General features: G+C 66.7%; 22 protein-coding genes. 9 read left to right on the top strand and 13 right to left on the bottom strand.

Going from position 1 to position 23181, the window contains the following annotated elements; genetic code table 11:
• Nucleotides 1-116: 116 nt before the first annotated feature.
• Nucleotides 117-794, bottom strand: coding sequence for a (d)CMP kinase (gene cmk / locus UUA_RS09290; protein ID WP_008436216.1), 678 nt, complete (start codon nt 792-794; stop codon nt 117-119).
• Nucleotides 795-905: 111 nt separating this feature from the next.
• On the opposite strand from cmk, the gene UUA_RS09285 reads away from it, so the two are divergent.
• The 4 genes from UUA_RS09285 (at nt 906) to ykgO (ending at nt 4631) form a co-directional block, all read left to right on the top strand.
• Entirely contained in the window at nt 906-1163 is a 258-nt protein-coding gene (locus tag UUA_RS09285) for an acyl-CoA-binding protein (protein WP_039953753.1), read from the top strand.
• 88 nt (nt 1164-1251) lie between these two features.
• Nucleotides 1252-3273, top strand: a complete 2022-nt coding sequence (locus tag UUA_RS09280) for an NADPH-dependent 2,4-dienoyl-CoA reductase (RefSeq protein WP_008436214.1) — start codon at nt 1252-1254, stop codon at nt 3271-3273.
• A gap of 258 nt (nt 3274-3531) precedes the next feature.
• A complete protein-coding gene (locus UUA_RS09275) occupies nt 3532-4443 on the top strand; it encodes a LysR family transcriptional regulator (protein ID WP_039953752.1) in 912 nt (303 codons plus the stop codon).
• A 62-nt stretch (nt 4444-4505) separates the two neighbouring features.
• Nucleotides 4506-4631, top strand: a complete 126-nt coding sequence (gene ykgO / locus UUA_RS18840; protein ID WP_007508267.1) for a type B 50S ribosomal protein L36 — start codon at nt 4506-4508, stop codon at nt 4629-4631.
• An 86-nt stretch (nt 4632-4717) separates the two neighbouring features.
• On the opposite strand, the gene greA is transcribed toward ykgO, so the two are convergent.
• From greA to carA, 3 genes are read right to left on the bottom strand one after another with little or no spacing between them, the layout of a single operon-like run.
• Entirely contained in the window at nt 4718-5194 is a 477-nt protein-coding gene (greA, locus tag UUA_RS09265; protein WP_008436212.1) for a transcription elongation factor GreA, read from the bottom strand.
• Complete coding sequence (carB, locus tag UUA_RS09260; RefSeq protein ID WP_008436211.1) at nt 5191-8418, bottom strand: carbamoyl-phosphate synthase large subunit; 3228 nt, start codon at nt 8416-8418, stop codon at nt 5191-5193. The genes greA and carB overlap by 4 nt, the downstream gene beginning before the upstream one ends.
• Nucleotides 8411-9547: a glutamine-hydrolyzing carbamoyl-phosphate synthase small subunit gene (carA, locus tag UUA_RS09255; protein WP_008436210.1), complete on the bottom strand. Its 1137-nt coding sequence runs from the start codon at nt 9545-9547 to the stop codon at nt 8411-8413. Before carA ends, carB begins: the two co-directional genes overlap by 8 nt.
• Nucleotides 9548-9764: 217 nt before the next feature.
• Between carA and UUA_RS09250 the strand changes: the two genes are divergently transcribed.
• Complete coding sequence (locus UUA_RS09250; protein ID WP_008436206.1) at nt 9765-10460, top strand: 2OG-Fe(II) oxygenase; 696 nt, start codon at nt 9765-9767, stop codon at nt 10458-10460.
• 41 nt (nt 10461-10501) lie between these two features.
• Here UUA_RS09250 and dapB read toward each other — a convergent pair whose 3' ends face one another.
• The 5 genes from dapB to hrcA all read right to left on the bottom strand — a co-directional run bounded on the left by dapB (nt 10502) and on the right by hrcA (nt 16349).
• On the bottom strand, nt 10502-11302 hold the full coding sequence (gene dapB / locus UUA_RS09245; protein ID WP_039953750.1) for a 4-hydroxy-tetrahydrodipicolinate reductase: 801 nt from the start codon (nt 11300-11302) through the stop codon (nt 10502-10504).
• Nucleotides 11303-11353: 51 nt separating this feature from the next.
• Complete coding sequence (gene dnaJ / locus UUA_RS09240) at nt 11354-12481, bottom strand: molecular chaperone DnaJ (protein ID WP_008436203.1); 1128 nt, start codon at nt 12479-12481, stop codon at nt 11354-11356.
• A 109-nt stretch (nt 12482-12590) separates the two neighbouring features.
• On the bottom strand, nt 12591-14507 hold the full coding sequence (gene dnaK / locus UUA_RS09235; RefSeq protein ID WP_008436202.1) for a molecular chaperone DnaK: 1917 nt from the start codon (nt 14505-14507) through the stop codon (nt 12591-12593).
• A 154-nt stretch (nt 14508-14661) separates the two neighbouring features.
• Nucleotides 14662-15195, bottom strand: coding sequence for a nucleotide exchange factor GrpE (grpE, locus tag UUA_RS09230; protein WP_008436200.1), 534 nt, complete (start codon nt 15193-15195; stop codon nt 14662-14664).
• A gap of 83 nt (nt 15196-15278) precedes the next feature.
• Nucleotides 15279-16349, bottom strand: coding sequence for a heat-inducible transcriptional repressor HrcA (gene hrcA / locus UUA_RS09225; protein WP_008436199.1), 1071 nt, complete (start codon nt 16347-16349; stop codon nt 15279-15281).
• 123 nt (nt 16350-16472) lie between these two features.
• Between hrcA and recN the strand changes: the two genes are divergently transcribed.
• The gene (gene recN, locus UUA_RS09220) at nt 16473-18146 is read left to right on the top strand and encodes a DNA repair protein RecN (RefSeq protein WP_008436198.1); all 1674 of its coding nucleotides are present in this window, start codon (nt 16473-16475) and stop codon (nt 18144-18146) included.
• A gap of 14 nt (nt 18147-18160) precedes the next feature.
• Here the strand turns inward: recN and UUA_RS09215 are convergent, their stop codons facing one another.
• Entirely contained in the window at nt 18161-18796 is a 636-nt protein-coding gene (locus UUA_RS09215; RefSeq protein WP_008436197.1) for a response regulator transcription factor, read from the bottom strand.
• A gap of 92 nt (nt 18797-18888) precedes the next feature.
• On the opposite strand from UUA_RS09215, the gene UUA_RS09210 reads away from it, so the two are divergent.
• Complete coding sequence (locus tag UUA_RS09210; RefSeq protein WP_008436196.1) at nt 18889-20487, top strand: MASE1 domain-containing sensor histidine kinase; 1599 nt, start codon at nt 18889-18891, stop codon at nt 20485-20487.
• Between the two features lie 297 nt (nt 20488-20784).
• On the opposite strand, the gene fur is transcribed toward UUA_RS09210, so the two are convergent.
• Entirely contained in the window at nt 20785-21207 is a 423-nt protein-coding gene (fur, locus tag UUA_RS09205; RefSeq protein ID WP_008436195.1) for a ferric iron uptake transcriptional regulator, read from the bottom strand.
• A gap of 74 nt (nt 21208-21281) precedes the next feature.
• Between fur and UUA_RS09200 the strand changes: the two genes are divergently transcribed.
• Nucleotides 21282-21752 carry an outer membrane protein assembly factor BamE gene (locus UUA_RS09200; protein ID WP_008436194.1) on the top strand — a complete coding sequence of 157 codons (471 nt, stop codon included), beginning with the start codon at nt 21282-21284 and terminating at the stop codon, nt 21750-21752.
• Between the two features lie 17 nt (nt 21753-21769).
• Here UUA_RS09200 and UUA_RS09195 read toward each other — a convergent pair whose 3' ends face one another.
• Nucleotides 21770-22048: an RnfH family protein gene (locus UUA_RS09195; protein ID WP_008436187.1), complete on the bottom strand. Its 279-nt coding sequence runs from the start codon at nt 22046-22048 to the stop codon at nt 21770-21772.
• The gene (locus UUA_RS09190; protein WP_008436186.1) at nt 22041-22472 is read right to left on the bottom strand and encodes a type II toxin-antitoxin system RatA family toxin; all 432 of its coding nucleotides are present in this window, start codon (nt 22470-22472) and stop codon (nt 22041-22043) included. Before UUA_RS09190 ends, UUA_RS09195 begins: the two co-directional genes overlap by 8 nt.
• Nucleotides 22473-22675: 203 nt before the next feature.
• Here UUA_RS09190 and smpB point away from each other — a divergent pair, with 203 nt between their 5' ends.
• Complete coding sequence (smpB, locus tag UUA_RS09185) at nt 22676-23167, top strand: SsrA-binding protein SmpB (RefSeq protein WP_008436185.1); 492 nt, start codon at nt 22676-22678, stop codon at nt 23165-23167.
• Nucleotides 23168-23181 lie beyond the last annotated feature (14 nt).

The following is a 23181-nucleotide window of genomic DNA, read 5'->3' as shown; positions in this document are numbered from 1 at the left end:
ACTTTCCGGTCCACCGGTTGAGGGTGTTTTCGGGTGGTTCCGCAGAACCGGCCGTCGACACCATGGGCCAAAACCCCCTGCCACGGCAGGGGCACAGAAAGCGCCACGCAATCCGCTCAGGACTGCGCGACGGCAAGTACTTTCGCGACCACCTCGTCGATACCCATGCCGGTGGTATCCACCAGCACGGCATCTTCGGCAGGCTTGAGCGGCGCAACCGCACGTGATGCATCGCGGCTGTCACGCGCCTCAATTTCTCGCTGAAGGCCGCCAAGTGTAACGTTGAGTCCCTTTTCCTTCAACTGCTTATAGCGCCTTTTCGCCCGTTCGGCGGCGCTCGCGGTGAGGAAAACCTTGTGCGCGGCATCCGGGAAGATCACCGTGCCCATGTCGCGCCCGTCGGCGACCAGCCCGGGCGCCCTGCGGAAACCCAGTTGCAGCGCCACCAGGGCCTCGCGCACCGACGGCATCGAGGCGATCGCCGAGGCCGCCGCCCCGGCGGTTTCGGTGCGCAGTTCGTCAGTGGCGTCGTGGCCGTTGACGATCACCCGGGTCTCGCCGCCGCTGGCGGCGCGGAACTGGATCTTCGTGCCCTGCGCGCAGCGGGTCACCGCCTCCACGTCCGACAGGTCCAGCCCTTCCGCGCCGGCGGCGTAGCCCACCGCGCGGTACAGCGCCCCGGAGTCCAGCAGTCGCCAGCCCAGCCGCTCGGCCACCAGCGCGCTGACGGTGCCCTTGCCCGATCCCGACGGCCCGTCAATGGTGAGTACGGGAACGGCGGGAGCATGGCTCATGGCGGAGTCCTGGGCTGGCTGGAGAAGCGGCAGTTTAACGCGTTGACCCTACTGGAAACGCGTGCTATCTAGCCGGTCTCCCCTGTCCGCCAGCCCTGCCCGCACCGCCTTATGACCGACCTTCGCCGCGAGTTCGAGCAGGCTGCCAGAGACATTCGGCGATTGGCCAGGCGCCCCGACAACGACACCTTGCTGAAGCTCTACGCGCTCTACAAGCAGGGCTCGGAGGGCGATCTCAAGCGGGCGCAGCCCGGTTTCTTCGATTTCGTCGGCACCGCCAAGCATGAAGCCTGGGCGCAGCTGAACGGGGTTCCCGAGGAAGAGGCCATGCGGCGCTACATCGCGCTGGTCTACCAACTGCTGGCCTGAGGCCTGCGGCGGCTTGCACACGCGGTGCTTGCTTTCAAACGCCGAATCCCGGCACATTCATACGGTCGTTTGAATTTCAGGGGGTCGCATGAATTACCCGAAGCTGTTCGCTCCGCTCGACCTGGGTCACATCACCCTGCCCAACCGCATCCTGATGGGCTCGATGCACACCGGGTTGGAGGACAAAGCCCGCGACTACGACAAGCTGGCCGCGTATTTCGCCGAACGTGCCCGCGGCGGCGTCGGGCTGATGGTCACCGGTGGCATCTCACCGAGCATCGAGGGCTGGCTGAAGCCATTCGGCGGCCGCCTCACCCTGCCCTGGCACAAGCCGCGGCATCGCAAGCTGGCCCGTGCCGTGCACGCCGAGGGCGGGCGTATCTGCCTGCAGATCCTGCATGCCGGCCGCTATGGCTATCACCCGCTATCGGTGGCGCCATCGAGAATCAAGTCGCCGATCACCCCGTTCACGCCGCGGGCGCTAAGCGCACGCGGGGTGGGCCGCACCATCGGCGATTTCGTGCGCTGCGCGAGGCTGGCGCAGGAGGCCGGCTACGACGGCGTCGAAGTGATGGGTTCGGAAGGCTACCTGATCAACGAATTCATCGCCGCGCGCACCAACCGGCGCAACGATGCCTGGGGCGGCGACGCCGCGCGGCGCATGCGTTTTCCGGTCGAGATCGTGCGCCGTACGCGCGAGGCGGTGGGCCGCGATTTCATCATCATCTACCGCCTGTCGATGCTCGACCTGGTCGAAGGCGGCCAGGACTGGAGTGAGATCGCCACCCTGGCCAGGGCGATCGAGGCGGCCGGCGCCAGCATCATCAACACCGGCATCGGCTGGCACGAGGCGCGGGTACCCACCATCGTCACCAGCGTGCCGCGCGCCGGTTTCGCCTGGGTGACGCAGAAGCTCAAGGGCGAGGTGACGATCCCGCTGGTCGCCACCAACCGCATCAACATGCCGGACGTGGCCGAACGCATCCTGGCCGAGGGTGAGGCCGACATGGTCTCGATGGCGCGCCCGCTGCTGGCCGACCCGGCCTGGGCGAACAAGGCGAAGGCCGGGCGCAGCGAACGTATCAACACCTGCATCGCCTGCAACCAGGCCTGCCTCGACCACGTGTTCCAGAACAAGCGCGCCAGCTGCCTGGTCAACCCGCGCGCCTGCCATGAGACCGAGCTGAAGATCGGAGTCGCTGCTGCGCGCAAGCGCATCGCCGTGGTCGGCGCGGGCCCTGCCGGCATGGCCTGCGCTGCTACCCTGGGCGAACGTGGCCATGCGGTGACCCTGATCGATCAGGCCGGCGAGATCGGCGGCCAGTTCAACTATGCCAAGCAGATCCCGGGCAAGGAAGAATTCCACGAGACGCTGCGCTATTTCCGCCACCAGCTGGACGACACGGGCGTCGAGATCCGCCTTGGCCAGGTTGCGGATGCCGCTTCGCTGCGCGCCGGCGGCTATGACGAGGTGGTGATCGCCACCGGCATCACGCCGCGCCAGGTAAGCTTTCCCGGCAGCGACGACCCGCGCGTGCTGGGCTATCTCGACGTGCTGGCCCGGCACCAGCCGGTAGGCGCCAGGGTGGCGATCATCGGCGCCGGCGGCATCGGTTTCGACGCGGCCGAGTTCCTGGTCGAGCACGCGCCCTCGTCCACCACCGACGTCGCCCGCTGGACCCGCGAATGGGGCGTGGACATGCAGTTGCAGCAGCGCAGCGGCCTGCAACCGTCGCAACCGGAAGCACCGGCGCGGCAGGTCTGGCTGCTCCAGCGCAGCGAGGGGCGCCTCGGTGCACGGCTCAACAAGACGACCGGCTGGGTACACCGGGCTACGCTCAAGGCGAAGCGGGTGACCATGTTGGGCAAGGTCGGTTATGAGCGTTTCGACGACCAAGGTCTGCACATTACCGTCGACGGCAAGCCACAGATCCTGCCGGTCGGGCACGTGGTGATCTGCGCCGGCCAAGAGCCGAACCGCCGGCTGGCCGACGAACTGATCGCCGCAGGCGGCATGAAGGTGCACGTGATCGGCGGCGCCGACGTGGCCGCCGAGCTGGACGCCAAGCGCGCCATCGCCCAGGGTACCCGCGTAGCCAGCGCCATCTAGGTCCAGGCACGCTGGTACACCGACAGCGCCGCCTGTTGGCGGCGCTGTCGGTCATGGAAAGAAAAGCGCCCCGCAGGGAAGACGCATCGACATGGGCTCAGGGGGGGAGTTGAACCAGATGTCGTATTTAGCGTCGCTGCGGGGCGAGGGCCGCCGCCACTAGGGGGGAGGGGAAGTGGCGGGACGGAAGTGATTTTATGATCGACGCAATAAAGTATCTAATATATATTTAGACCGTTATTTATTTCATATCACTATATGTTTGATCTTCGCCAATTGCGCTACTTCGTCGCTGTCGCGGAAGAACTGAGCTTCACCCGCGCCGCGCTGAGACTGCATCTTTCCCAGCCTCCGCTATCGCAACAGATCCAGTCGCTGGAGCAGGATCTGGGCGTGTGCCTGCTGGAACGCACCAAACGCAGCGTGGCGTTGACCGAACCTGGCCGGGTGTTCCTTGAACAGGCCCGGCAGATCCTGGCCAAGGTGGATGAGGCGCGCAACCAGACGGTGGCCGCTGCCGCGGGTTACACCGGCCAGTTGCGGCTGGCCTACACCGTTTCGGTCTCGTTCCACCCAGCCATGCCACGAACCTTGCTGCGTTTTGGCCAGATCGCTCCCGATGTGCGCCTGCAACTGAGCGAGATGTACACCGAACCGCAGTTCGCCGCCCTGCTCGCCGGCAGGATCGACGTCGGCTTTGTCCGCGACGAGCCAGAGCAGCCGCAATACGTCCGCGACCTGCGCTTCAGCGTGATCGACCGCGAACCGCTGCTGCTTGCGCTGCCCGCAGGCCATCCGCTGGCCGGCCGCAGCAGCCTGCGCCTGGCCGAAGTGGCCGGCGACGCGTTCGTGTCGCAACCGCGCGAGCTCGCCGCCACGCTTTACGACCGGCTGGTGAAACTAGCGACGCGGGCCGGCTTCCAGCCGTCAATCACCCAGCACGCCCAGCAGATCAACGGCCTGCTGGCCCTGGTGGCCGCCGGCTTGGGGCTGGCCCTGGTGCCGGCCAGCATGCGTGCCGTGCGCCTGGTCGGGGTTTGCTACGTGCCGCTGGAAGATTCCGATGCCCATCTATTGCTGGCCGTGGCCTCCAGGGCCGACGACCATTCCCCCGCCCTGCAGCAATTCCTGGCCACGGTGGCGCAAACCGCCCTCGCGCCGGACTTGTGACCAGCCGTATCGCTCGCTATACTTGCGTGCTTACATTTTTAGTCTAGTGTCAGGAGCTGGCCGTGAAGGTGCTTAACTCTTTGAAGTCCGCCAAGGCGCGGCATCGCGACTGCAAGGTTGTGCGTCGTCGCGGCAAGGTGTTCGTGATCTGCAAGAGCAACCCCCGTTTCAAGGCTCGCCAGCGCTGACTTCAGCCTGACGACGTCACGAAAAAGGCCGCGCAAGCGGCCTTTTTTGCGGGCGTTCTCCGGCCAGCGGCTGCGCTGGCCGGAGATCATTCGTAGCGGACGTCGATGATCTCGTAGTGCTTGACGCCGTTCGGGGCAGTGAACTCGAAGCTGTCGCCGGCGCTCTTGCCGATCAGCGCGCGGGCGATCGGCGAGGACACCGCGATCAGCCGCTGCTTGATGTCCGCCTCCAGGTCGCCGACGATCTGGTAGGTTACCGTGGCGCCGGAGTCCTCGTCCTCCAGGTCCACCGTGGCGCCGAACACCACCTTGCTGCCTGCGCTGAGTCGCGCCACGTCAATGACCTCGGCAGTCGACAGCAGCGCTTCCAACTGCGCGATGCGCCCTTCGGTGAAGCTTTGCAGCTCACGCGCGGCGTGGTACTCCGCATTCTCCTTGAGGTCGCCGTGGGCCCGGGCTTCGGCGATCGCCGCGATGATGCGCGGGCGTTCGACCGACTTCAGCCGCTCCAGCTCGGCGCGCAGGCGCTCGGAACCGGTCTTGGTAATCGGGGCGCGACTCATGCGCTTAGCTCCTTGTGCAGATCCTGCAGGCTGTGTACTTCACCGTCGCCGTGGAAATCCAGCGAATGCACCAGCGCGCGGGCGCCGGCTACCGTGGTGGAATAGGTGACGCGATGCTGCAGCGCCTCGCGCCGGATCGAGAACGAATCGGCGATCGCCTGCTTGCCCTCGGTAGTGTTGACGATATAGACGATCTCGCCGTTCTTGATCAGGTCGACGATGTGCGGACGGCCTTCGAGCACTTTGTTGACCCGCTCGCAGGCCACGCCGTGCCCGGTCAGGTAGCTGGCGGTACCGGCGGTGGCTACCACGTTGAAGCCGCGCGCAATGATCTCGCGCGCCACCGGCAACAGGCGCTCCTTGTCGGCGTCGCGTACCGAGAGGAATGCCTTGCCAACCGTGGGCGCCTTGATTCCGGCCGCCTCGTGGCCACGCGCGAAGGCCGCGCCGAAGCTGCGTCCCACGCCCATCACCTCGCCGGTCGAGCGCATCTCGGGGCCGAGGATCGGGTCGACATTCTGGAACTTCAGGAACGGGAAGATCGCCTCCTTCACCGAGTAGTACGAGGGAATCACCTCGCGCGTCGCGCCCTGGGCGACCAGCGAGCGGCCAGCCATCACGCGGGCGGCGATCTTGGCCAGCGGCACGCCGGTGGCCTTGGACACGAACGGCACCGTGCGCGAGGCGCGCGGGTTCACTTCCAGGATGTAGACGGTGTCGCCCTGGATCGCGAACTGCGTGTTCATCAGGCCGATGACCTTCAGCTCCTTCGCCATCGCGCTGACCTGGCGGCGCATTTCGTCCTGGATTTCCGCGCTCAGCGAATATGGCGGCAGCGAGCACGAAGAATCGCCCGAGTGCACGCCAGCCTCCTCGATGTGCTCCATGATGCCACCGATCAGCACGGTGCCTTCGGCATCGGCGATCACGTCCACGTCGACCTCGACCGCATGGTCGAGGAAGCGGTCCAGCAGCACCGGCGAATCGTTCGACACCTTCACCGCATCACGAATGTAGCGCGACAGGTCGGCGTCGTCGTGCACCACTTCCATCGCGCGGCCGCCGAGCACGTAGCTCGGGCGCACCACCAGCGGATAGCCGATCTCGCGGGCCAGCGCCAGCGCCTCGTCGGCGTTGCGCGCGGTGCGGTTCGGCGGCTGCTTCAGGCCGATCTTCTCGATCATGTGCTGGAAGCGCTCGCGGTCCTCGGCCAGGTCGATCGAATCGGGGCTGGTGCCGATGATCGGCACGCCGGCTGCCTCCAGCGCGCGCGCCAGCTTCAGCGGGGTCTGCCCGCCGTACTGCACGATCACGCCCTTGGGCTTTTCCACGTGGACGATTTCCAGTACGTCCTCCAGCGTCACCGGTTCGAAGTAAAGCCGGTCGGAGGTGTCGTAGTCGGTCGACACGGTTTCCGGGTTGCAGTTGACCATGATGGTTTCGTAACCATCCTCGCGCAGCGCCAGCGAGGCGTGCACGCAGCAGTAGTCGAACTCGATGCCCTGGCCGATCCGGTTCGGGCCGCCGCCGAGCACGATGATCTTGTCGCGGGTGCTCGGGTTGGCCTCGCATTCTTCCTCGTAGGTCGAATACATGTAGGCGGTACCGGTGGCGAACTCGGCCGCGCAGGAGTCCACCCGCTTGTACACCGGGCGCACGCCCAGGGTCTGGCGCAGGTGGCGCACGGCGGCTTCGTCGCTGCCGATCAGCTCGGCAATGCGCGCGTCGGCGAAACCGAGCCGCTTGAGTTCGCGCAGCCGCGGCGCATCGAGCGCGGTGATGCCCTGCCTGGTGATTTCCGCCTCGGTCTGCACGATGTCCTCGAACGCGGCGAGGAACCACGGATCGATCCGGCTGAGCTCGAACACTTCTTCCAGCGAGAACCCGGCACGGAACGCGTCAGCCAGGTGGAACACGCGATCGGGCCGCGGCTCGCGCAACTCCCGCTTGAGCACGGCCAGCCCGTCGTCGGTGCCCAGGTCCAGGCCGGTCGGGTTGAGGCCGGTCTTGCCGATCTCCAGCCCGCGCAAGGCCTTCTGCAGCGATTCGTGGAAGCTGCGACCGATCGCCATCACTTCGCCGACCGACTTCATCTGCGTGGTCAGGCGTGCATCGGCCGCCGGGAACTTCTCGAAGGCAAAACGCGGAATCTTGGTCACCACGTAGTCGATCGACGGCTCGAACGAGGCCGGCGTGCGACCGCCGGTGATGTCGTTCTTCAGCTCGTCCAGCGTGTAGCCCACCGCCAGCTTGGCGGCGACCTTGGCGATCGGGAAGCCGGTCGCCTTCGACGCCAGCGCGGACGAACGCGACACGCGCGGGTTCATCTCGATGACCACCACGCGGCCGTCGACGGGATTGACGCCGAACTGCACGTTTGAGCCGCCGGTGTCCACGCCGATCTTGCGCAGCACCGCGATGGAGGCATCGCGCAGGCGCTGGTATTCCTTATCGGTGAGGGTCTGCGCCGGCGCCACGGTGATCGAGTCGCCGGTGTGCACGCCCATCGGGTCGAGGTTCTCGATGGCGCAGATGATGATGCAGTTGTCCGCGGTATCGCGGACCACTTCCATTTCGTACTCCTTCCAGCCCAGTACCGATTCGTCGATCAGCACTTCATGGGTGGGCGACATTTCCAGGCCGCGCTTGACGATGGCCTCGAACTCTTCCTTGTTGTAGGCGATGCCACCGCCGGTGCCGCCCAGCGTGAAGCTGGGCCGGATGATCACCGGGAAGCCGAGCCTGGCCTGGATCTCCACCGCGTGCTCGAAATTCCTGGCCACGTCCGACTTCGGGCTCTCCAGCCCGATCTCGGTCATCGCCCGCTTGAACAGCTCGCGGTCCTCGGCCATGCGGATGGCTTCGCGCCGCGCACCGATCAGTTCGACGTTGTACTTCTCCAGCACGCCGTGATCGGCCAGGTCCAGCGCGCAGTTCAGCCCGGTCTGGCCGCCCATGGTCGGCAGTACGGCGTCAGGGCGCTCCTTGGCGATGATGCGCTCCACCGTCTGCCAGTTGATCGGCTCGATGTACACCGCGTCGGCGGTGTCCGGGTCGGTCATGATGGTGGCGGGGTTGGAGTTGACCAGGATGACGCGGAAGCCTTCTTCCTTCAGCGCCTTGCACGCCTGCGCGCCGGAGTAGTCGAACTCGCAGGCCTGGCCGATCACGATCGGGCCGGCGCCGATGATGAGGACACTCTTGATGTCGGTACGCTTAGGCATGCGTGCGGGCCTCCTGCATCAGTGCGGCGAAACGTTGGAACAGATAGCCTATGTCGAGCGGACCGGGGCTTGCCTCGGGGTGACCCTGGAAGCAGAACGCGGGCCGGTCGGTCAGCGCGAAGCCCTGCAGCGAGCCGTCGAACAGCGAGACGTGGGTGACCCGCACGTTCGCCGGCAGCGTGGCCGGATCCACCGCGAAGCCATGGTTCTGGCTGGTGATCAGCACGTGGCCGTCGTCCAGGTCCTTCACCGGGTGGTTGGCGCCGTGGTGGCCGAACTTCATCTTCAGCGTCTTGCCGCCCAGCGCCAGGCCCATCAACTGGTGGCCGAGACAGATGCCGAACAGCGGGATCTTCGCCTCGAGGAACTGGCCGGTTGCCGCGATGGCGTAGTCGCAGGCCGCCGGATCGCCGGGGCCGTTGGACAGGAACACGCCATCGGGTTGCATGGCGAGCACCTCGGCGGCGGGCGTCTGCGCCGGCACCACGGTGACCTCGCAGCCCTGCTCGGCGAGCAGGCGCAGGATGTTGAGCTTGGTGCCGAAGTCGTAGGCGACCACCTTGAAACGCATCGCGGGCTGGTTGAACGCGGTGCGGTCGAGGTCGTACGCGCCCTCCTTCCACACGTACGGCGCGGCAGTGCTGACCACCTTGGCCAGGTCCATGCCGTTCAGGCCGGGAAACGCGCGGGCCTTGGCCAGCGCAGCATCCGCGTCGACCTGCTCACCGGCCACGATGCAGCCGGCGAGTGCACCCTTGTCGCGCAGGATGCGGGTCAGCCGGCGGGTATCGATGCCGGCGATCGCGACCGTGCCGTGGCGCTTCAGGTAGTCGGACAGGCTTTCAGTGCTGCGCCAGCTGCTGGCGCGGCGCGGCAGGTCACGCACGATCAGCCCGGCCGCGTGCACGGTGGTGGATTCGGCATCTTCGGCATTGACGCCGGTGTTGCCGATGTGCGGATAGGTCAGCGTGACGATCTGGCGTGCATAGGAAGGATCGGTGAGGATCTCCTGGTAACCGGTCATGGCCGTGTTGAAAACCACCTCGCCGACGGTTTCGCCGGGGGCACCAACGGCATGGCCGCGAAAGACGCTGCCGTCTTCGAGGGCCAGCAGGGCAGGAATAGGCATCGGGGTAACCGCCTTTTGGATACAGCAAAGTCCGCAAGCCGCACCATCGCTGGCTTGTGGAGTTTGGTGGGGAAAGAAATTCGGGCGGGTAGAAATGATAAGCGGCGGAGCCGTTTCTGTCCACCTCAGGGAACGTGAATCCGTGAATTCTCTGGCTCTTTCGCACCGCGCTGGCGGCGTACACTAAGCCACTTGTCTTGCTTGAGGCCGATGCCCCATGAGTGCCGCCGTACTGCTCGATCCCGCTCGTCTCGATCGCCCGGATACCACGGTGCAGCACCAGCCTTTCCCGTTCATGATGGCGCACGGTCAACTGCCGGACGAGGTGCGCGAGGACCTGGATCGCGACTTTCCCCGCTATGCCAGCGCCGGCTTTTTCCCCTACGACCCGGCCGACTGCGGCCCGAGCGTCAACGTACTGATCGACAACATGACCGCGCCGACGTTTGCCCGCGCCATCGGCGAGCGCCTGGGCGTCGATCACCTCGAGCAGTACCCCACCCTGGTGACGCTGTGCCGCCTGCTCAACAAGCGCCACGGCACCATTCATACCGACAGCAAATCCAAAGTGGTCACCGCGCTGATCTACCTGAACCCGCGATGGCCGGACACCAGCGATGGCTGCCTGCGCTTCCTGCGCAGCATCGACGACATCGACAGCGTCGTGGTGCCGGAGCTGGCTCCGCTCTACGGCGAGTTCGCGGTGTTCAAGCGTTGCGAGAACTCCTTCCATGGCCATCTGCCCTATGAAGGCGAGCGGCGGGTGATCCAGGTAGCCTGGTTGACCAGCGAGGAGGAGAAGCGGCGCAAGACGAAACGCGGCAAATTCTCTCGCGTGTTCAAGAAACTGTTCGGCCGTTTCGACACCCGACTGGGCGCAGGCCGCGATCGCAGCGCTTCGCATCGCGACTGAGCCCAGGTCTGCTTCGCGGGGGCCGCGCTGGCGCGACTGGATCAGCGCGGCGTGGCGATCACGTCTTCCAGCTGCCACGACCCGGCGGCACGACCCGCCAGCCAGTGCGCCGCGTGCAGGGCTCCACGCGCGAAGATCATGCGGTCGGTGGCCCGATGGGCCAGCTCCAGTCGTTCACCCTGCCCGATCAGCATGGCGGTGTGTTCGCCCACGATGTCGCCGCCGCGTACCACGGCAAACCCGATGCTGCCTTCGTTCCGCCTGCCGGTACGACCTTCGCGGCTGTAGACCGCCGCGGCCTCCAGCGTGGTGCCGCGCGTTGCCGCCGCCGCCCGGCCGAGCGCCAAGGCGGTGCCGGATGGTGCGTCCTGCTTGCGGCCGTGATGCGCCTCGACGATTTCCAGGTCCCAGCCCGGCAGGGCCGCCGCCGCTTCGCGCAGCAGGCGCGTCAGCACCGCCACGCCGAGGCTGAAGTTGGCGGCACGCAGGATCGCGATGCGCCGCGCGGCATCGTCCAACCGTGCCTCGAGTACGGCGTCGAGGCCGGTGGTGCCGCTGACCAGCGCCGTGCCTTGCGCCAGGCAATGGTCCAGCACCGGCCCCAGCGCAGCCGGGCTGCTGAAGTCGACGACCACGTCGATGGGCGGCGCCTGCGTCCAGTCATGCGCGTAGCGCAGGGAACCCGCCGCGGCACCGGGTACCGGCTCGCCGTCGTGGACCGAACCCGGCGACACCACGGCGTGCACCAGTTCGACGCCGGCGTCCTCGCCGAGCAGGTCGAGCAGCGCGCGGCCCATGCGACCGGAGGCGCCGCTCAAGGCTAGGCGAAGGGGACGAGTCATCGACGGCACGCTCCAGGGAACAGGGCGTACATGCTAACCGCGCAGCGGGGTCTAGGCGGTAACCCTGGACCAGAATTTCTTCACTCCGTCGACCCAGCCCTTGGCGCGTGGCGTGTGCTTGCCGGCGTCGCTGCCGGCAAAGGTGGCCTCCAGCGATTCCAGCAACTCGCGCTGCTGCCGGGTCAGCCGCACCGGGGTTTCCACCACCACGCGGCAGATCAGGTCGCCGTGGCGGTTGCTGCGCACCGACTTGACGCCGCGGCCACGCAGGCGGAACTGGGTGCCGGTCTGGGTTTCCGGCGGGATGCTGACCGGCACTTCGCCCTCCAGCGTCGGCACCGGCAGTTCGGCCCCCAGCGCTGCCTGCGAAAAGCGGATCGGCAATTCGCAATACAGGTCGTTGCCGTCGCGCTGGAAGATCTCGTGCTCGCGCACGCGCACTTCCACGTACAGGTCACCGGCCGGCGCACCGGCGGGACCGGCCTCGCCCTGCCCGGACAGGCGGATGCGGTCGCCGTTGTCGACGCCCTCGGGGATCTGCACCGACAGCGTGCGGGCTTCTTCCAGACGCCCTTCGCCATGGCACTCCCGGCATGGCTTCTCGATCGCCTGGCCGCTGCCGCCACAATGCGGGCAGGCCTGCTGGATGGAGAAGATGCCGTTCTGCATGCGCACCTGGCCGTGGCCGTTGCAGGTCTTGCATTTGCTGACTTTGCCATCTTCCGAGCCGCTGCCGTTGCAGTGGTGGCAGTTGACCTGGGTCGGCACCTCGATCTGCCGGCTCACACCGAACACGGCCTCCTCCAGGCCCAGCTCGATGATGTAGCGCAAGTCGGCGCCGCGCCGCGGACGGCCACGCCCACCGCCGCCGCGACCGAAGATGTCGCCGAAAATGTCGCCGAAAATGTCGCCCATGTCGCCGAAGCCGGCACCGCCGCGACCGCCCATGCCGTTCTCGAAGGCGGCGTGACCATGCTGGTCGTACATCGCGCGCTTCGAAGTGTCGGACAGGACTTCATAGGCCTCCTTGGCCTCCTTGAACTTGTCCTGCGCGGTGGGATCGTCCGGGCAGCGGTCCGGGTGGTACTTCATCGCCAGCCGGCGGAAGGACTTCTTCAGCTCAGCTTCGCTGACGCTGCGCTCGACGCCCAGCACCTCATAGTAGTCACGCTTGCTCATTCATGCATCCACACTGCTTGTCACACCCTGTCCCAATCAGCAAAACAGCCCGCGCCGGGAGGATGCCTGGCGCGGGCTGGTCAATCGGCCGTGCCGAAGACGGTGCCGATTATTGCTTGTTGTCCTTCACTTCGGTGAACTCGGCGTCGACCACGTCGTCCGGCTGGGCCGAACCGCCCGGTGCGGACTGCGCGCCGGCATCGGCCGGGCCGCCCTGTGCCGCGGCGTGCAGCGCTTGCGCCACCTGCTCCAGCTTGCCGACCTTCGCCTCGATCGCCGCCTTGTCGTCGCCATCCTTGACCTTCTCCAGATCGGACAAGGCGCCCTCGATGCTGCTGAGCTGATCGGGCGGCACCTTGCCGCCGTGCTCCTTCAGCGCGCTGCGGGTGGCGTGCACCAGCTGGTCGGCCTTGTTGCGGGTGGCGACCAGCTCGTGGAACTTCTTGTCCTCTTCCTTGTTCGCCTCGGCGTCGGCGACCATCCGCGCGATCTCTTCCTCGGACAGGCCCGAGCCGGCCTTGATCTCGATCTTCTGCTCCTTGCCGGTCTTCTTGTCCTTGGCCGACACGTGCAGGATGCCGTTCGCGTCGATGTCGAAGGTGACCTCGATCTGCGGCATGCCGCGCGGCGCCGGCTCGATGCCCTGCAGGTCGAACTTGCCCAGCGACTTGTTCGCGCTGGCGCGCTCGCGCTCGCCCTGCAACACGTGCACGGTCACCGCGGTCTGGTTGTCGTCAGCGGTGGAGAAGGTCTGCGACGCCTTGGTCGGCACCGTGGTGTTCTTCTCGATCAGCTTGGTCATCACGCCGCCCATCGTCTCGATGCCCAGCGACAGCGGGGTGACGTCGAGCAGCAGCACGTCCTTGACCGAACCGCCCAGCACGCCGCCCTGGATCGCCGCGCCCACGGCAACGGCTTCGTCCGGGTTGACGTCCTTGCGTGGTTCCTTGCCGAAGAAGTCCTTCACCGCCTCCTGCACCTTCGGCATGCGGGTCTGGCCGCCGACCAGGATCACGTCGTCGATGTCGGCCACGCGCAGGCCGGCGTCGTTCAACGCGGTGCGGCACGGCTCGATGGTGCGCTTGACCAGGTCTTCCACCAGCGCTTCCAGCTTGGCGCGGGTCAGCTTGATGTTGAGGTGCTTCGGGCCGGACGCGTCGGCCGTCACGTACGGCAGGTTAACGTCGGTCTGGTGGTTGGAGGACAGCTCGATCTTGGCGCGCTCGGCGGCGTCCTTCAGGCGCTGCAGCGCGAGCGGGTCCTTGCGCAGGTCGATGCCCTGCTCCTTCTGGAACTCCTCGACCAGGTAGTCGATGACGCGCATGTCGAAGTCCTCGCCACCGAGGAAGGTGTCGCCGTTGGTGGCCAGCACCTCGAACTGCTTCTCGCCGTCGACTTCGGCGATCTCGATGATCGACACGTCGAAGGTGCCGCCGCCCAGGTCGTACACCGCGATCTTGCGGTCGCCGCCTTTCTTGTCCAGGCCATAGGCCAGCGCGGCCGCGGTCGGCTCGTTGATGATGCGCTTCACTTCCAGGCCGGCGATCTTGCCGGCGTCCTTGGTCGCCTGGCGCTGGCTGTCGTTGAAGTAGGCCGGCACCGTGATCACCGCCTCGGTGATCGTCTCGCCGAGATAGTCCTCGGCGGTCTTCTTCATCTTCATCAGCACCTTGGCGGAGATTTCCTGCGGCGCCATCTTCTTGCCGTCGGAGGTCTGCACCCAGGCGTCGCCGTTGTCGTGCGCGATCACGCCATAGGGCACGATGTGCAGGTCCTTTTGCACTTCCTTGTCGGTGAACTTGCGGCCGATCAGGCGCTTCACCGCGTAGAAGGTGTTCTTCGGGTTGGTCACGCTCTGGCGCTTGGCCGAGGCGCCCACCAGCACCTCGCCGTCCTTGGTGAAGGCGACGATGGACGGCGTGGTGCGATCGCCTTCCGAGTTCTCGATGACCTTGGTCGTGCTGCCGTCCATCACGGCCACGCAGGAGTTGGTCGTACCCAGGTCGATGCCGATGATCTTGCCCATGTGATTGCTCTCCGAATTTTGCGTGCGGCCCCCGCGGCCGCGATGGTTTCCAGATGGGGTTCTGCCTGGGTGATTCAATGCCGGCAAGGCCCCGGATGTGATTTGACGATGCCTGCCGCCGCGCCATTCAGGCGGGCGCCGGCAATGGCGCCATTCAGTCCTTCGCCACTGCGACCAGCGCGGGACGCAGCAGGCGATCGTTCAGCACGTAACCCTTCTGCAGCACGCTGACCACGGTGCCCGGCACCTGGCCCGGCGCCTCGACCATGCTCACTGCATGGTGGCGTTCAGGATCGAGCGGCTGGCCCAGTGGATCGATCTGCGACATGCCGTGGTTCTCGGCCACCTTGAGCAGGGCCTTCAGGGTCAGGCCAAGGCCTTCGCGTATCGAGGCGACGTCGCCGCCCTCGATGGCCAGGCCGCTCTCCAGGCCGTCGTAGACCGGCAGCAGTTCGCTCAGCAATTTCTCGTTGGCGAAGCGGCGGGCCTGTTCCAGGTCGCGGTGCAGCCGGCGGCGCTGGTTCTCGAGTTCGGCCTTTTCGCGCAGCACGGTCTCGTGCAACCTGGCATTGCTGGCTTCCAGTTCGGCCACGCGCGCCTGCAGGCTTTCCAGTTCCGTGGCCGACGATTCACCCGGCTGGCCCTGGGCTGGCGCGTCGCCAGGCGACTGCGGATCGTTGTTCTGCATGCTCACTCCAAAAACAATTGTCATGGCCGGCATGCATGCCGGCTGCCCTGGAAAAATTTGCGAGAAACCCGCTCCCGCTGGGGTTATAGGGTCGTGGCGGCGCGATTCAAGGCGTCGCTGAGCAATCCGGCGGTAGCCTGCACCACCGGGATCACCCGTTCGTAGGCCATCCGGGTCGGGCCGATCACGCCGACCGCGCCCAGCACGCGCCCCTGCGCGCCGTAACTGGCGGTCACCACGCTGCAGCCATCGAGCGCAGTGAAGCCGGATTCCTCGCCGATGAACAGGCGCACACCTGGCGCCCGGGCGCAGACTTCCATCAGTTGCAGCAATTCGTTCTTCTGCTGGAAGGCCTCGAACAACTCGCGCAGGCGCTGCAGGTCGGCCAGCTCGGAATAGCCCATCAGGTTGGTCTGGCCGCTAACCAGCACGTCGGGGCCGCCCGGTCCGGTCGCCGGCGGTGCGAATGAAGCGGTGGCCAGCTCGACCGTGCTGGCGAGCAGCTGGTTGAGTTCGCTGCCGGTCTTGCGCACCTCGGCCAGCAGGTGGGCACGGATGTCGTCCACACGCAGGCCGGTGAAATGGCTGTTCAAGTAGTTGGCGGCGTGTTCCAGCTCGCTGCCACCGACTGGCCGGGCCAGTTGCACGATGCGGTTCTGCACCTGATTGTCGCTGAACACCAGGATCACCAGCACCCGCGCATCCGGCAGCGCCACGAAGTCGATGTGCCGCAGCGGGAAATCGGCCTGGCGCGGCACCGTGACCACACCGGCGAAGTGGGTCATCGCCGACAGCAGGGTGGAGACATTGCCGAGCAGGTCGCGGGTGGTGGTCGGCCCCGGCGGCAGCTCGCGCTGCAGCCGTGCCATCTCGGCGCGCGGCAGCGGCTGTAGTTCGATCAGGCTGTCGACGAACAGGCGCAGGCCGCGCGGCGTGGGTACCCGTCCCGCCGAGGTATGCGGCGAGGCGACCAGGCCCGCATCCTCGAGATCGGCCATGATGTTGCGGATCGTGGCCGGGCTCACGTCCAGGCCGGACGAACGCGACAGCGTGCGCGAACCGACCGGCTCGCCGTCGACCAGGTACTGGGCAATCAGCGTGCGCAACAGGCGGCGGGCGCGGGCGTCGAGGTCATGGCCGGGTGGCTTGATCATGCTGTCGTAGCAATCCTTGAGACCCCAAAGAAATAAGGTTTGCACGCGCAGCTTGCAAGTGGAGCGGTGTCTTGCGCCGCCGGGCTGCCGCTACAATCCCGCCACGCCACCAGTAGCCTGCCCATGCTCACTTCGCTCTACGTCCGCCATTTCGCCGTCGTCGAAGCTGCCGAGGTGGCCTTCGGCCCGGGCCTGACCGTGGTCAGCGGCGAGACCGGCGCCGGCAAGTCGCTGCTGGTCGACGCACTGATGCTGCTGGCCGGCGCCCGCGCCGACAGCGGCATGGTACGCGCCGGCAGCGACCGCGCCGAACTGGCCGCCGAGTTCGACCTGGCCGAACTGCCTGCCGCGCGCGACTGGCTGCAGCGCGAGGAACTGGACGAGGACGGCGGCTGCCAGCTGCGCCGGGTGATCCGCACCGAGGGCAGCTCCAAGGCATGGATCAACGGCCGCCCCGCCAACGCCCGTCAGCTCGGCGAACTGGCTGCGCTGCTGGTCGAGATCCACGGCCAGCACGAACATCAGGCACTGCTGTCGCGCCCGCACCAGCTTGCCCTGCTCGACGCCTACGCCGGCCACGACGAGCTGCTGGCACAAGTGCGCGGCAACGCCGTGCGGTGGCGCGAACTCGGCGCGCGCATGCGCAAGCTCAGCGGCGGCGACGATCGCGACCAGCGCATCGAACTGCTGCGCCATGAAATCGGCGAGCTGGAGAAATGGGCGCTGCCTGCCGCCGAACTGGCCGAACTCGAGATGCAGCACAAACGCCTCGCCAACGCAGGCCGGCTGGCCGAGGGCACCGCCGGCGTGGTCGAGTTGCTCGACGGCGACAGCGAATTCGCCTTGCGTCGCGCCCTCGGTCGGGCGCATGCCGAACTGGGCAAGCTGGCCGCGCTCGACGACCGGCTGAACCCGCTGCTGGAACTGCTCGACAATGCCGGTATCCAGCTCGGCGAATCCGCCGACGGCCTGGCGCGCTATGCGCAGGACGTCGACCTCGACCCCGAGCGATTCACCGAGGTCGACAACCACCTGGCCCGCCTGCACGAGCTATCGCGCCGGCACCGCTTGCCCGTGGCCGAGCTGCACGACCGGCTCGCCGTCTTGCAGGCCGAACTGGCCGAGCTCGAGGGCGCCGGTGACGTGCTGGAACAACTGATGGCGCAACGCGAGCGCCTGCTGGGCGACTACACCCACACGGCGGCCAGGCTCGGTGAGGCTCGCGCCGCGGCGGCGGCTCGGCTCGGCGAGGAGGTCAGCGTGCTGATGGGCGAGCTGGGCATGGCGGGCGGCCTGTTGCGCGTCGAGCTGGAACCCTCCAGCGGCGACGAACCGGATCCGCAAGGCGGGGAACGCTGCGAGCTGCTGGTGAGTGCCAACCCCGGCCAGCCGCCGCGACCGCTGCGCAAGGTCGCCTCCGGCGGCGAGCTGGCGCGCATCAGCCTGGCAATCGAAGTGGTCACCCTGGGCAAGGACACTATCGGCAGCATGATCTTCGACGAGGTCGACAGCGGCATCGGCGGCGCCGTCGCCGAGGTAGTTGGGCAGAAGTTGCGCGCGCTGGGCAGCCAGCGTCAGGTGCTGTGCGTCACCCACCTGCCGCAGGTGGCCGCCCAGGGCCACGCGCACCTCAGGGTCAGCAAGCACAGCGACGGCGACTCCACCCACACGCAGATCGAGGTGCTCGACGCCGCCGGCCGGCGCGACGAGCTGGCGCGCATGCTGGGCGGTCTCGAGATCACCCGCGAGACGCGGGCCCATGCCAGGCAGATGCTGGAGCGGGCGCAGAGCGCCTGATTCCCGCCAGCCGCTCAGCTCGCCAGCGGCAACATGCCGCGCTCGGAGGCCATCCGGTACAGGTCCAGTTCCGAGCCGGCACCCAGCTTGCCCATCAGGCTGGCCCGATGGATGTAGACCGTCTTCTGGCCGATCCCCAGTTCCGCCGCCACCTGCTTCGGCGCGCGGCCACCGGCCAGCAGCAGGAATACCTCGCGCTCGCGCGCGGTCAGCCGGCTGATCGGGTCCAGCGCTGCATCCGGCCGATCGGCCCGGCGCTGGCGCAGGTCGGAGCTGAGGAAACATTCCCCCTGCATCACCGCGCGCAAGCCCGCCACCAGTTCCTCCGGCGCCACCCCCTTGGTGACGTAGCCGCTGGCGCCGCGGCGCAGCGCCTCGGACACGTAAGGTTCGCCGTCGTGCATGCTCAGCACCACGATATGCGTCTGCGCATGCACGCTGAGCAGGTGTTCGATCAAGGGCAGCCCGCTGCCGTCCGGCAGCGAAAGATCGAGCGCGACCAGGTCGGGGTGCCAGTGGCCCACCGCCTCGACCGCGTCGTCGGCGCTGCGGCACTCGGCCACCACGTCGAGATCGGGCTCCATCTCGATCAGCCGCTTGAAGCCCTCACGAACGATGGCATGGTCATCGACCAGAACGATGCTGTACATCCCGCTACTTTACACAGGGACTCCCCGCTCATGCACATCCGGCCCGTTGCGGGGCTGGCCACCGCGCCGCGGCGCACATGTAACATCCGCGCATGCGCCTGAAGCCCCTACGCCTGCCCGACTCCGGCCCGCTGCTTGGCGCCGGCTACCTGCTGCTGTGGCTGCTGCTGTGGCTGACCGTGCAGCCGTACTGGATGCTGCCGTATGGCCTGCGTTTCGGTGCGCTGCTGCTGGTGCCAGTGCGTTACTGGGGCTGGCTGCTGGGTGGCGAGCTGGTCGCCACCGCCGGCATCGGCCTGGTCCATGGCTTGACCCGGGGCTGGCTTGGCTTCGCCGTCGACGAACTGCCCGAACCACTGGTGATGGCCTCCAGCCTGTGGCTGCTGCGACGGTTCAATCTGCACGCCAGCCTGCACAGTCCACAGGAAGTGACCCGCCTGCTGCTCTCGGTGGTGCTGGTGGTGACCGCCACCACCGCGGTAGACGCTGCCCTGCTGGCGCTGGTCAGTACGCCGGGCTCGCCGGAACTGATCATCGGCGTACTCGGCGAGGAACTGCTCAGCCTCTACCTGGGCATCCTGCTGATCGTGCCGTTGATGATCATGCTGCTGCGAACCCGGATCGAGCGGCGTGCCCTGGCCAGCCTGTTCATGGACGGCCTGCTGGTGATGCTGCCGTCCATGACGATCCTGCTGGTGCTGTCCGAACAGGCCGCTCCCCAGCCGCAATTTGCCCGCGTGCTGTCGCTGGCGCCGGTGCTGTTCTTCGCCTTCCGCCACGGCTGGCGCGGCGCCAGCCTGGCGATGCTGGTCACCAGCCTCGGCATGACCCTGGTCGACCAGCACCTGGGGCACGCCCCCTCGACCGCCGCGGCCTACCTGTTTCTGGCCGTGGCTGGAACCGGCGCGCTGATGCTGGGCTCGGCCACCGACGCCCTGCGCCGGAGCAGCGAGCGGGTGGCCGAGCAGAACGTCTACCTGGGCGCGGTCAACCGCCGACTGGATCAGCTGGCCCATCAATTGCGTGACGCCGCACGCGGCAACCTGCAGACGGACGAGAACCAGCGCCGGCATCTGGCCGCCGAGCTGCACGATGAGCTGGGGCAGAACATCACCGCGATCCAGACCCACGTGAAGCTCGCGCAGGCGCGGCTGCTGCAGGCCGGCATGGAGGACATCAGCACCTCGATCAACACCATCCTGGCGCATATGCGGCGCGCCCTGCACCGCCTGCTGGACGACCTGCGCCCCGCCGTACTGGATGAATTCGGCTTGCTGCGCGCACTCGACGAGGGCCCGATCCGTGACCTGCTGAGCGCCGCCGGGATGGTTTACCGCACCGAGCTGCACGGCGATCCGCGGCTGCTCGACGACGACACCCGCACCGCGATCTACCGGCTGGTGCAGGAAAGCGCGACCAACGCCGTCAAGCACGCCAAGGCCAGCGAGTTCCGGCTGCGCCTGCGCATCGGAGAGCGCCAGGGCATCGCAGTGGCCGTGCTTGACCTGCGCGACGACGGCACCGGCCTGCCCAGCCGCCTGCCCCGCGGCGGGCGCGGCCTGCAAGGGATGCGCGACCGGGTCACTTCGCTCGGCGGACAGTTCCGCCTGCGCCCCGCCCCGGCCGGTGTCCATCTGCGGATCCTGCTGCGGGGCAGCAATCATCTCCCCGAGAGCAGTCAGGGAACCTAGGAATTTTTCCGATACCGGAAACGTGAAGTCCTCGTTAGCATCCTTCCCATCGATGTGGGGGAGCCGCCGTCGCAAGATGGCGGATCAAGGTCACCGTGGGGACGGGGGCCTTGAAACAACGGCAGGATGCCGTTTCGCCGCTACCTGGCGAGAGTCAAAGGCGACAGCGAGCCATTCGCGCCGCCGACCGACAGGTAGGGGAGCAGCCGCGGGTGGACAGGAGTCCTCCCCGCGGCTTTTTTATGTCCGCCTGCGCCCCGCTGTTCGCCCGGGGCTGACGGCTGGCGCTCGGGACACTCAGCCTTTGTGTGCACGCTGCTTCGGCCTCACATACAGCACCAGACTGTGATCCTCGATCACGTAGCCGTGCTTCGCGGCAATCTCGTGCTGCAGCCGTTCGATCTCTTCGCTGATGAACTCGATCACTTTGCCGCTGTCCACATCGATCATGTGGTCGTGGTGCTTGCCGCGATCAAGTTCGTAGACTGCCTGACCGCCTTCGAAGTTGTGCTTGACGATGATGCCCGCTGCCTCGAACTGGGTCAGCACGCGATATACCGTCGCCAGGCCGATGTCTTCCTGGTGGGCCAGCAGTTTCTTGTAGACATCCTCGGCAGTGAGATGCTGCGTGCCCTCTTCGTCGAAGACCTGCAGGATACGCATGCGTGGATGGGTCACCTTGAGGCCGACCCGTCGCAGCTCTTTGGTTTCCTGTTCCATGACTCACCCCGCACACGGCGTTTTCGAGCCGGTAGTGTATCATCCGACACCTTCATGATCCGGACGCGACACGCATGCAAAAGCTGATCTCCCTGCTGGTTTTCGCCATGCTGGCGCTCTCCGTCGCCGGCTGCCATATCGTCTACAAGCCGGACGTGCAGCAAGGCAACCTGCTGGACAAGAAAACCGTGGATCAGCTCAAGCCCGGCATGACCAAGCACCAGGTGCTGGTGCTGATGGGCACGCCCTCGGTGAATACGCCGTTCGACCAGGGTCGCTGGGATTACGTATCGACCCTGTCGCACCGCGGCGGCGCAATGAAGGTGCGCACGCTCACGCTGACCTTCAACAACGATACGCTGGTGCGTACGGAAGGCGATTTCTTCGCGCAGGATGCCCAGCAGCTGATCAAGGACAGCAAGAAATACAACGCCGGCTACCCGGTCAACGAGACCCAGGGCGACAAGAGCACGTCTCCGAACGACAAGAAGAATGACGGCGGCTTCGGCCAGGGTGGCAACCCGGACGGCAACAACGGGCACTGACCCGGCCGCCTGGTCCCTCAGCGGGCGCGCCGGCGGCGCGCTTCCATCGGGTCGAGCAGCAACGGCCGGTAGATCTCGATACGGTCTCCTTCACGCAGTTGCCGCTCCGGCGCCACCTTTCGCGCGAAGAGGCCGAGGCGAGCCGGATCGACCGCATCTGCCGGAAGCGCGGCGGCGATCCCCGAGGCGCCGATCGCCTGCATCACCGTGCTGCCTTCCGCCAGCTCGACCCGACGCCGGATCGGCCCTGCCGTCCCTGCGTAAACCACCTCGACGCGGATCATGCGCTCAGCCATGGATCCGCTCCGCCTCGCGGCAAAAGTCATCCACCATGCGTCCGGCCAGCCCCTGGAAGCCCAGTTTCAGGGCGCCGCCACCGAGCCGGCCGGCGTAATCGAAATCCAGCGCGAACGCGACCTTGCATCCCGCATCGCCCAGCGCAATGAAATCCCAGACGCCCTCCAGGCTGCGGAACGGGCCATCGACCAGATCCATCTGCAGGCGCCGCGGCGGGTCAACCGTGTTGCGCGTGGTGAAGCTTTGATGAAACCCGGCAAACTTGAGCTCCAGCCGCGCCACCAGCACGTTGCCGTTGCGCTCGAGGATCTCGGCCCCGGCACACCAGGAGAAGCGCTTTGGGTATGCTTCAACCTCGTTGACCAGGTCGAACATCTGCGCCGGCGAGTACTTCACCAGCGCACTACGACGAATTTCGATCACGGCAACCTCATGGGCTTGTGCATTCATCCATGAATGCGAAGATCAGGCAAGCGTCCTTCCATGGACGCACTCTGTGGTTTTGCATTCGTCCATGAATGCGAAGATCAAACGGGCATCCATCCATGGATGCACTCTCAAAAGAAGCGCTGCCCCTGAAAGGCGCGCAGGCAGTGCGGCCGCCAGAGGCCCGAAGTTTAGCGGACATGGCCAAGAGCAAGGACAAGGACGACAAGGGCAGCGGCACCATTGCGCTCAACAAGCGCGCACGTTTCGAGTATCACATCGACCAGCGCTTCGAAGCCGGCATCGCTCTGCAAGGCTGGGAACTGAAGGCCCTGCGCGCGGGCCGGATCAATTTTGGCGACGCCTACGCGGTCGTGCTGAAGAACGAGATTTTCCTGGTTGGTGCCTCGATCCCGCCGTTGATCAGTGCGTCCACCCACGTCATCGCCGAGGACCGGCGCACCCGCAAGCTGCTGCTGCATCGCAAGGAGATCGACCAGCTGGTCGGCGCAGTCGAGCGCAAGGGCTACACCCTGGTGCCCACGGCGCTGTACTGGAAAGGCAACAAGGTGAAGGTCGAGATCGGGCTTGCCCGCGGCAAGCAGGAGCACGACAAGCGCGATACGGAAAAGCAGCGCGACTGGCAGATCGAGAAACAGCGCACCATGCGCTCGCACAACCGCGCGGCCTGAAGGTCACTGCAGGA

This window comes from Rhodanobacter thiooxydans LCS2 (assembly GCF_000264375.1).
Taxonomy (GTDB): Bacteria; Pseudomonadota; Gammaproteobacteria; order Xanthomonadales; family Rhodanobacteraceae; genus Rhodanobacter; species Rhodanobacter thiooxydans.
The sequence above is the reverse complement of the archived record's forward strand: the minus strand, read 5'-3'. Positions and strand labels throughout refer to the sequence as shown.

Coding starts and splice junctions, on each gene's coding strand:
- cmk (WP_008436216.1), bottom strand. CDS start 794: ATGAGCCATGCTCCCGCCGTTCCCGTACTCACCATTGACGGGCCGTCG.
- UUA_RS09285 (WP_039953753.1), top strand. CDS start 906: ATGACCGACCTTCGCCGCGAGTTCGAGCAGGCTGCCAGAGACATTCGG.
- UUA_RS09280 (WP_008436214.1), top strand. CDS start 1,252: ATGAATTACCCGAAGCTGTTCGCTCCGCTCGACCTGGGTCACATCACC.
- UUA_RS09275 (WP_039953752.1), top strand. CDS start 3,532: ATGTTTGATCTTCGCCAATTGCGCTACTTCGTCGCTGTCGCGGAAGAA.
- greA (WP_008436212.1), bottom strand. CDS start 5,194: ATGAGTCGCGCCCCGATTACCAAGACCGGTTCCGAGCGCCTGCGCGCC.
- carB (WP_008436211.1), bottom strand. CDS start 8,418: ATGCCTAAGCGTACCGACATCAAGAGTGTCCTCATCATCGGCGCCGGC.
- carA (WP_008436210.1), bottom strand. CDS start 9,547: ATGCCTATTCCTGCCCTGCTGGCCCTCGAAGACGGCAGCGTCTTTCGC.
- UUA_RS09250 (WP_008436206.1), top strand. CDS start 9,765: ATGAGTGCCGCCGTACTGCTCGATCCCGCTCGTCTCGATCGCCCGGAT.
- dapB (WP_039953750.1), bottom strand. CDS start 11,302: ATGACTCGTCCCCTTCGCCTAGCCTTGAGCGGCGCCTCCGGTCGCATG.
- dnaJ (WP_008436203.1), bottom strand. CDS start 12,481: ATGAGCAAGCGTGACTACTATGAGGTGCTGGGCGTCGAGCGCAGCGTC.
- dnaK (WP_008436202.1), bottom strand. CDS start 14,507: ATGGGCAAGATCATCGGCATCGACCTGGGTACGACCAACTCCTGCGTG.
- grpE (WP_008436200.1), bottom strand. CDS start 15,195: ATGCAGAACAACGATCCGCAGTCGCCTGGCGACGCGCCAGCCCAGGGC.
- hrcA (WP_008436199.1), bottom strand. CDS start 16,349: ATGATCAAGCCACCCGGCCATGACCTCGACGCCCGCGCCCGCCGCCTG.
- recN (WP_008436198.1), top strand. CDS start 16,473: ATGCTCACTTCGCTCTACGTCCGCCATTTCGCCGTCGTCGAAGCTGCC.
- UUA_RS09215 (WP_008436197.1), bottom strand. CDS start 18,796: ATGTACAGCATCGTTCTGGTCGATGACCATGCCATCGTTCGTGAGGGC.
- UUA_RS09210 (WP_008436196.1), top strand. CDS start 18,889: ATGCGCCTGAAGCCCCTACGCCTGCCCGACTCCGGCCCGCTGCTTGGC.
- fur (WP_008436195.1), bottom strand. CDS start 21,207: ATGGAACAGGAAACCAAAGAGCTGCGACGGGTCGGCCTCAAGGTGACC.
- UUA_RS09200 (WP_008436194.1), top strand. CDS start 21,282: ATGCAAAAGCTGATCTCCCTGCTGGTTTTCGCCATGCTGGCGCTCTCC.
- UUA_RS09195 (WP_008436187.1), bottom strand. CDS start 22,048: ATGGCTGAGCGCATGATCCGCGTCGAGGTGGTTTACGCAGGGACGGCA.
- smpB (WP_008436185.1), top strand. CDS start 22,676: ATGGCCAAGAGCAAGGACAAGGACGACAAGGGCAGCGGCACCATTGCG.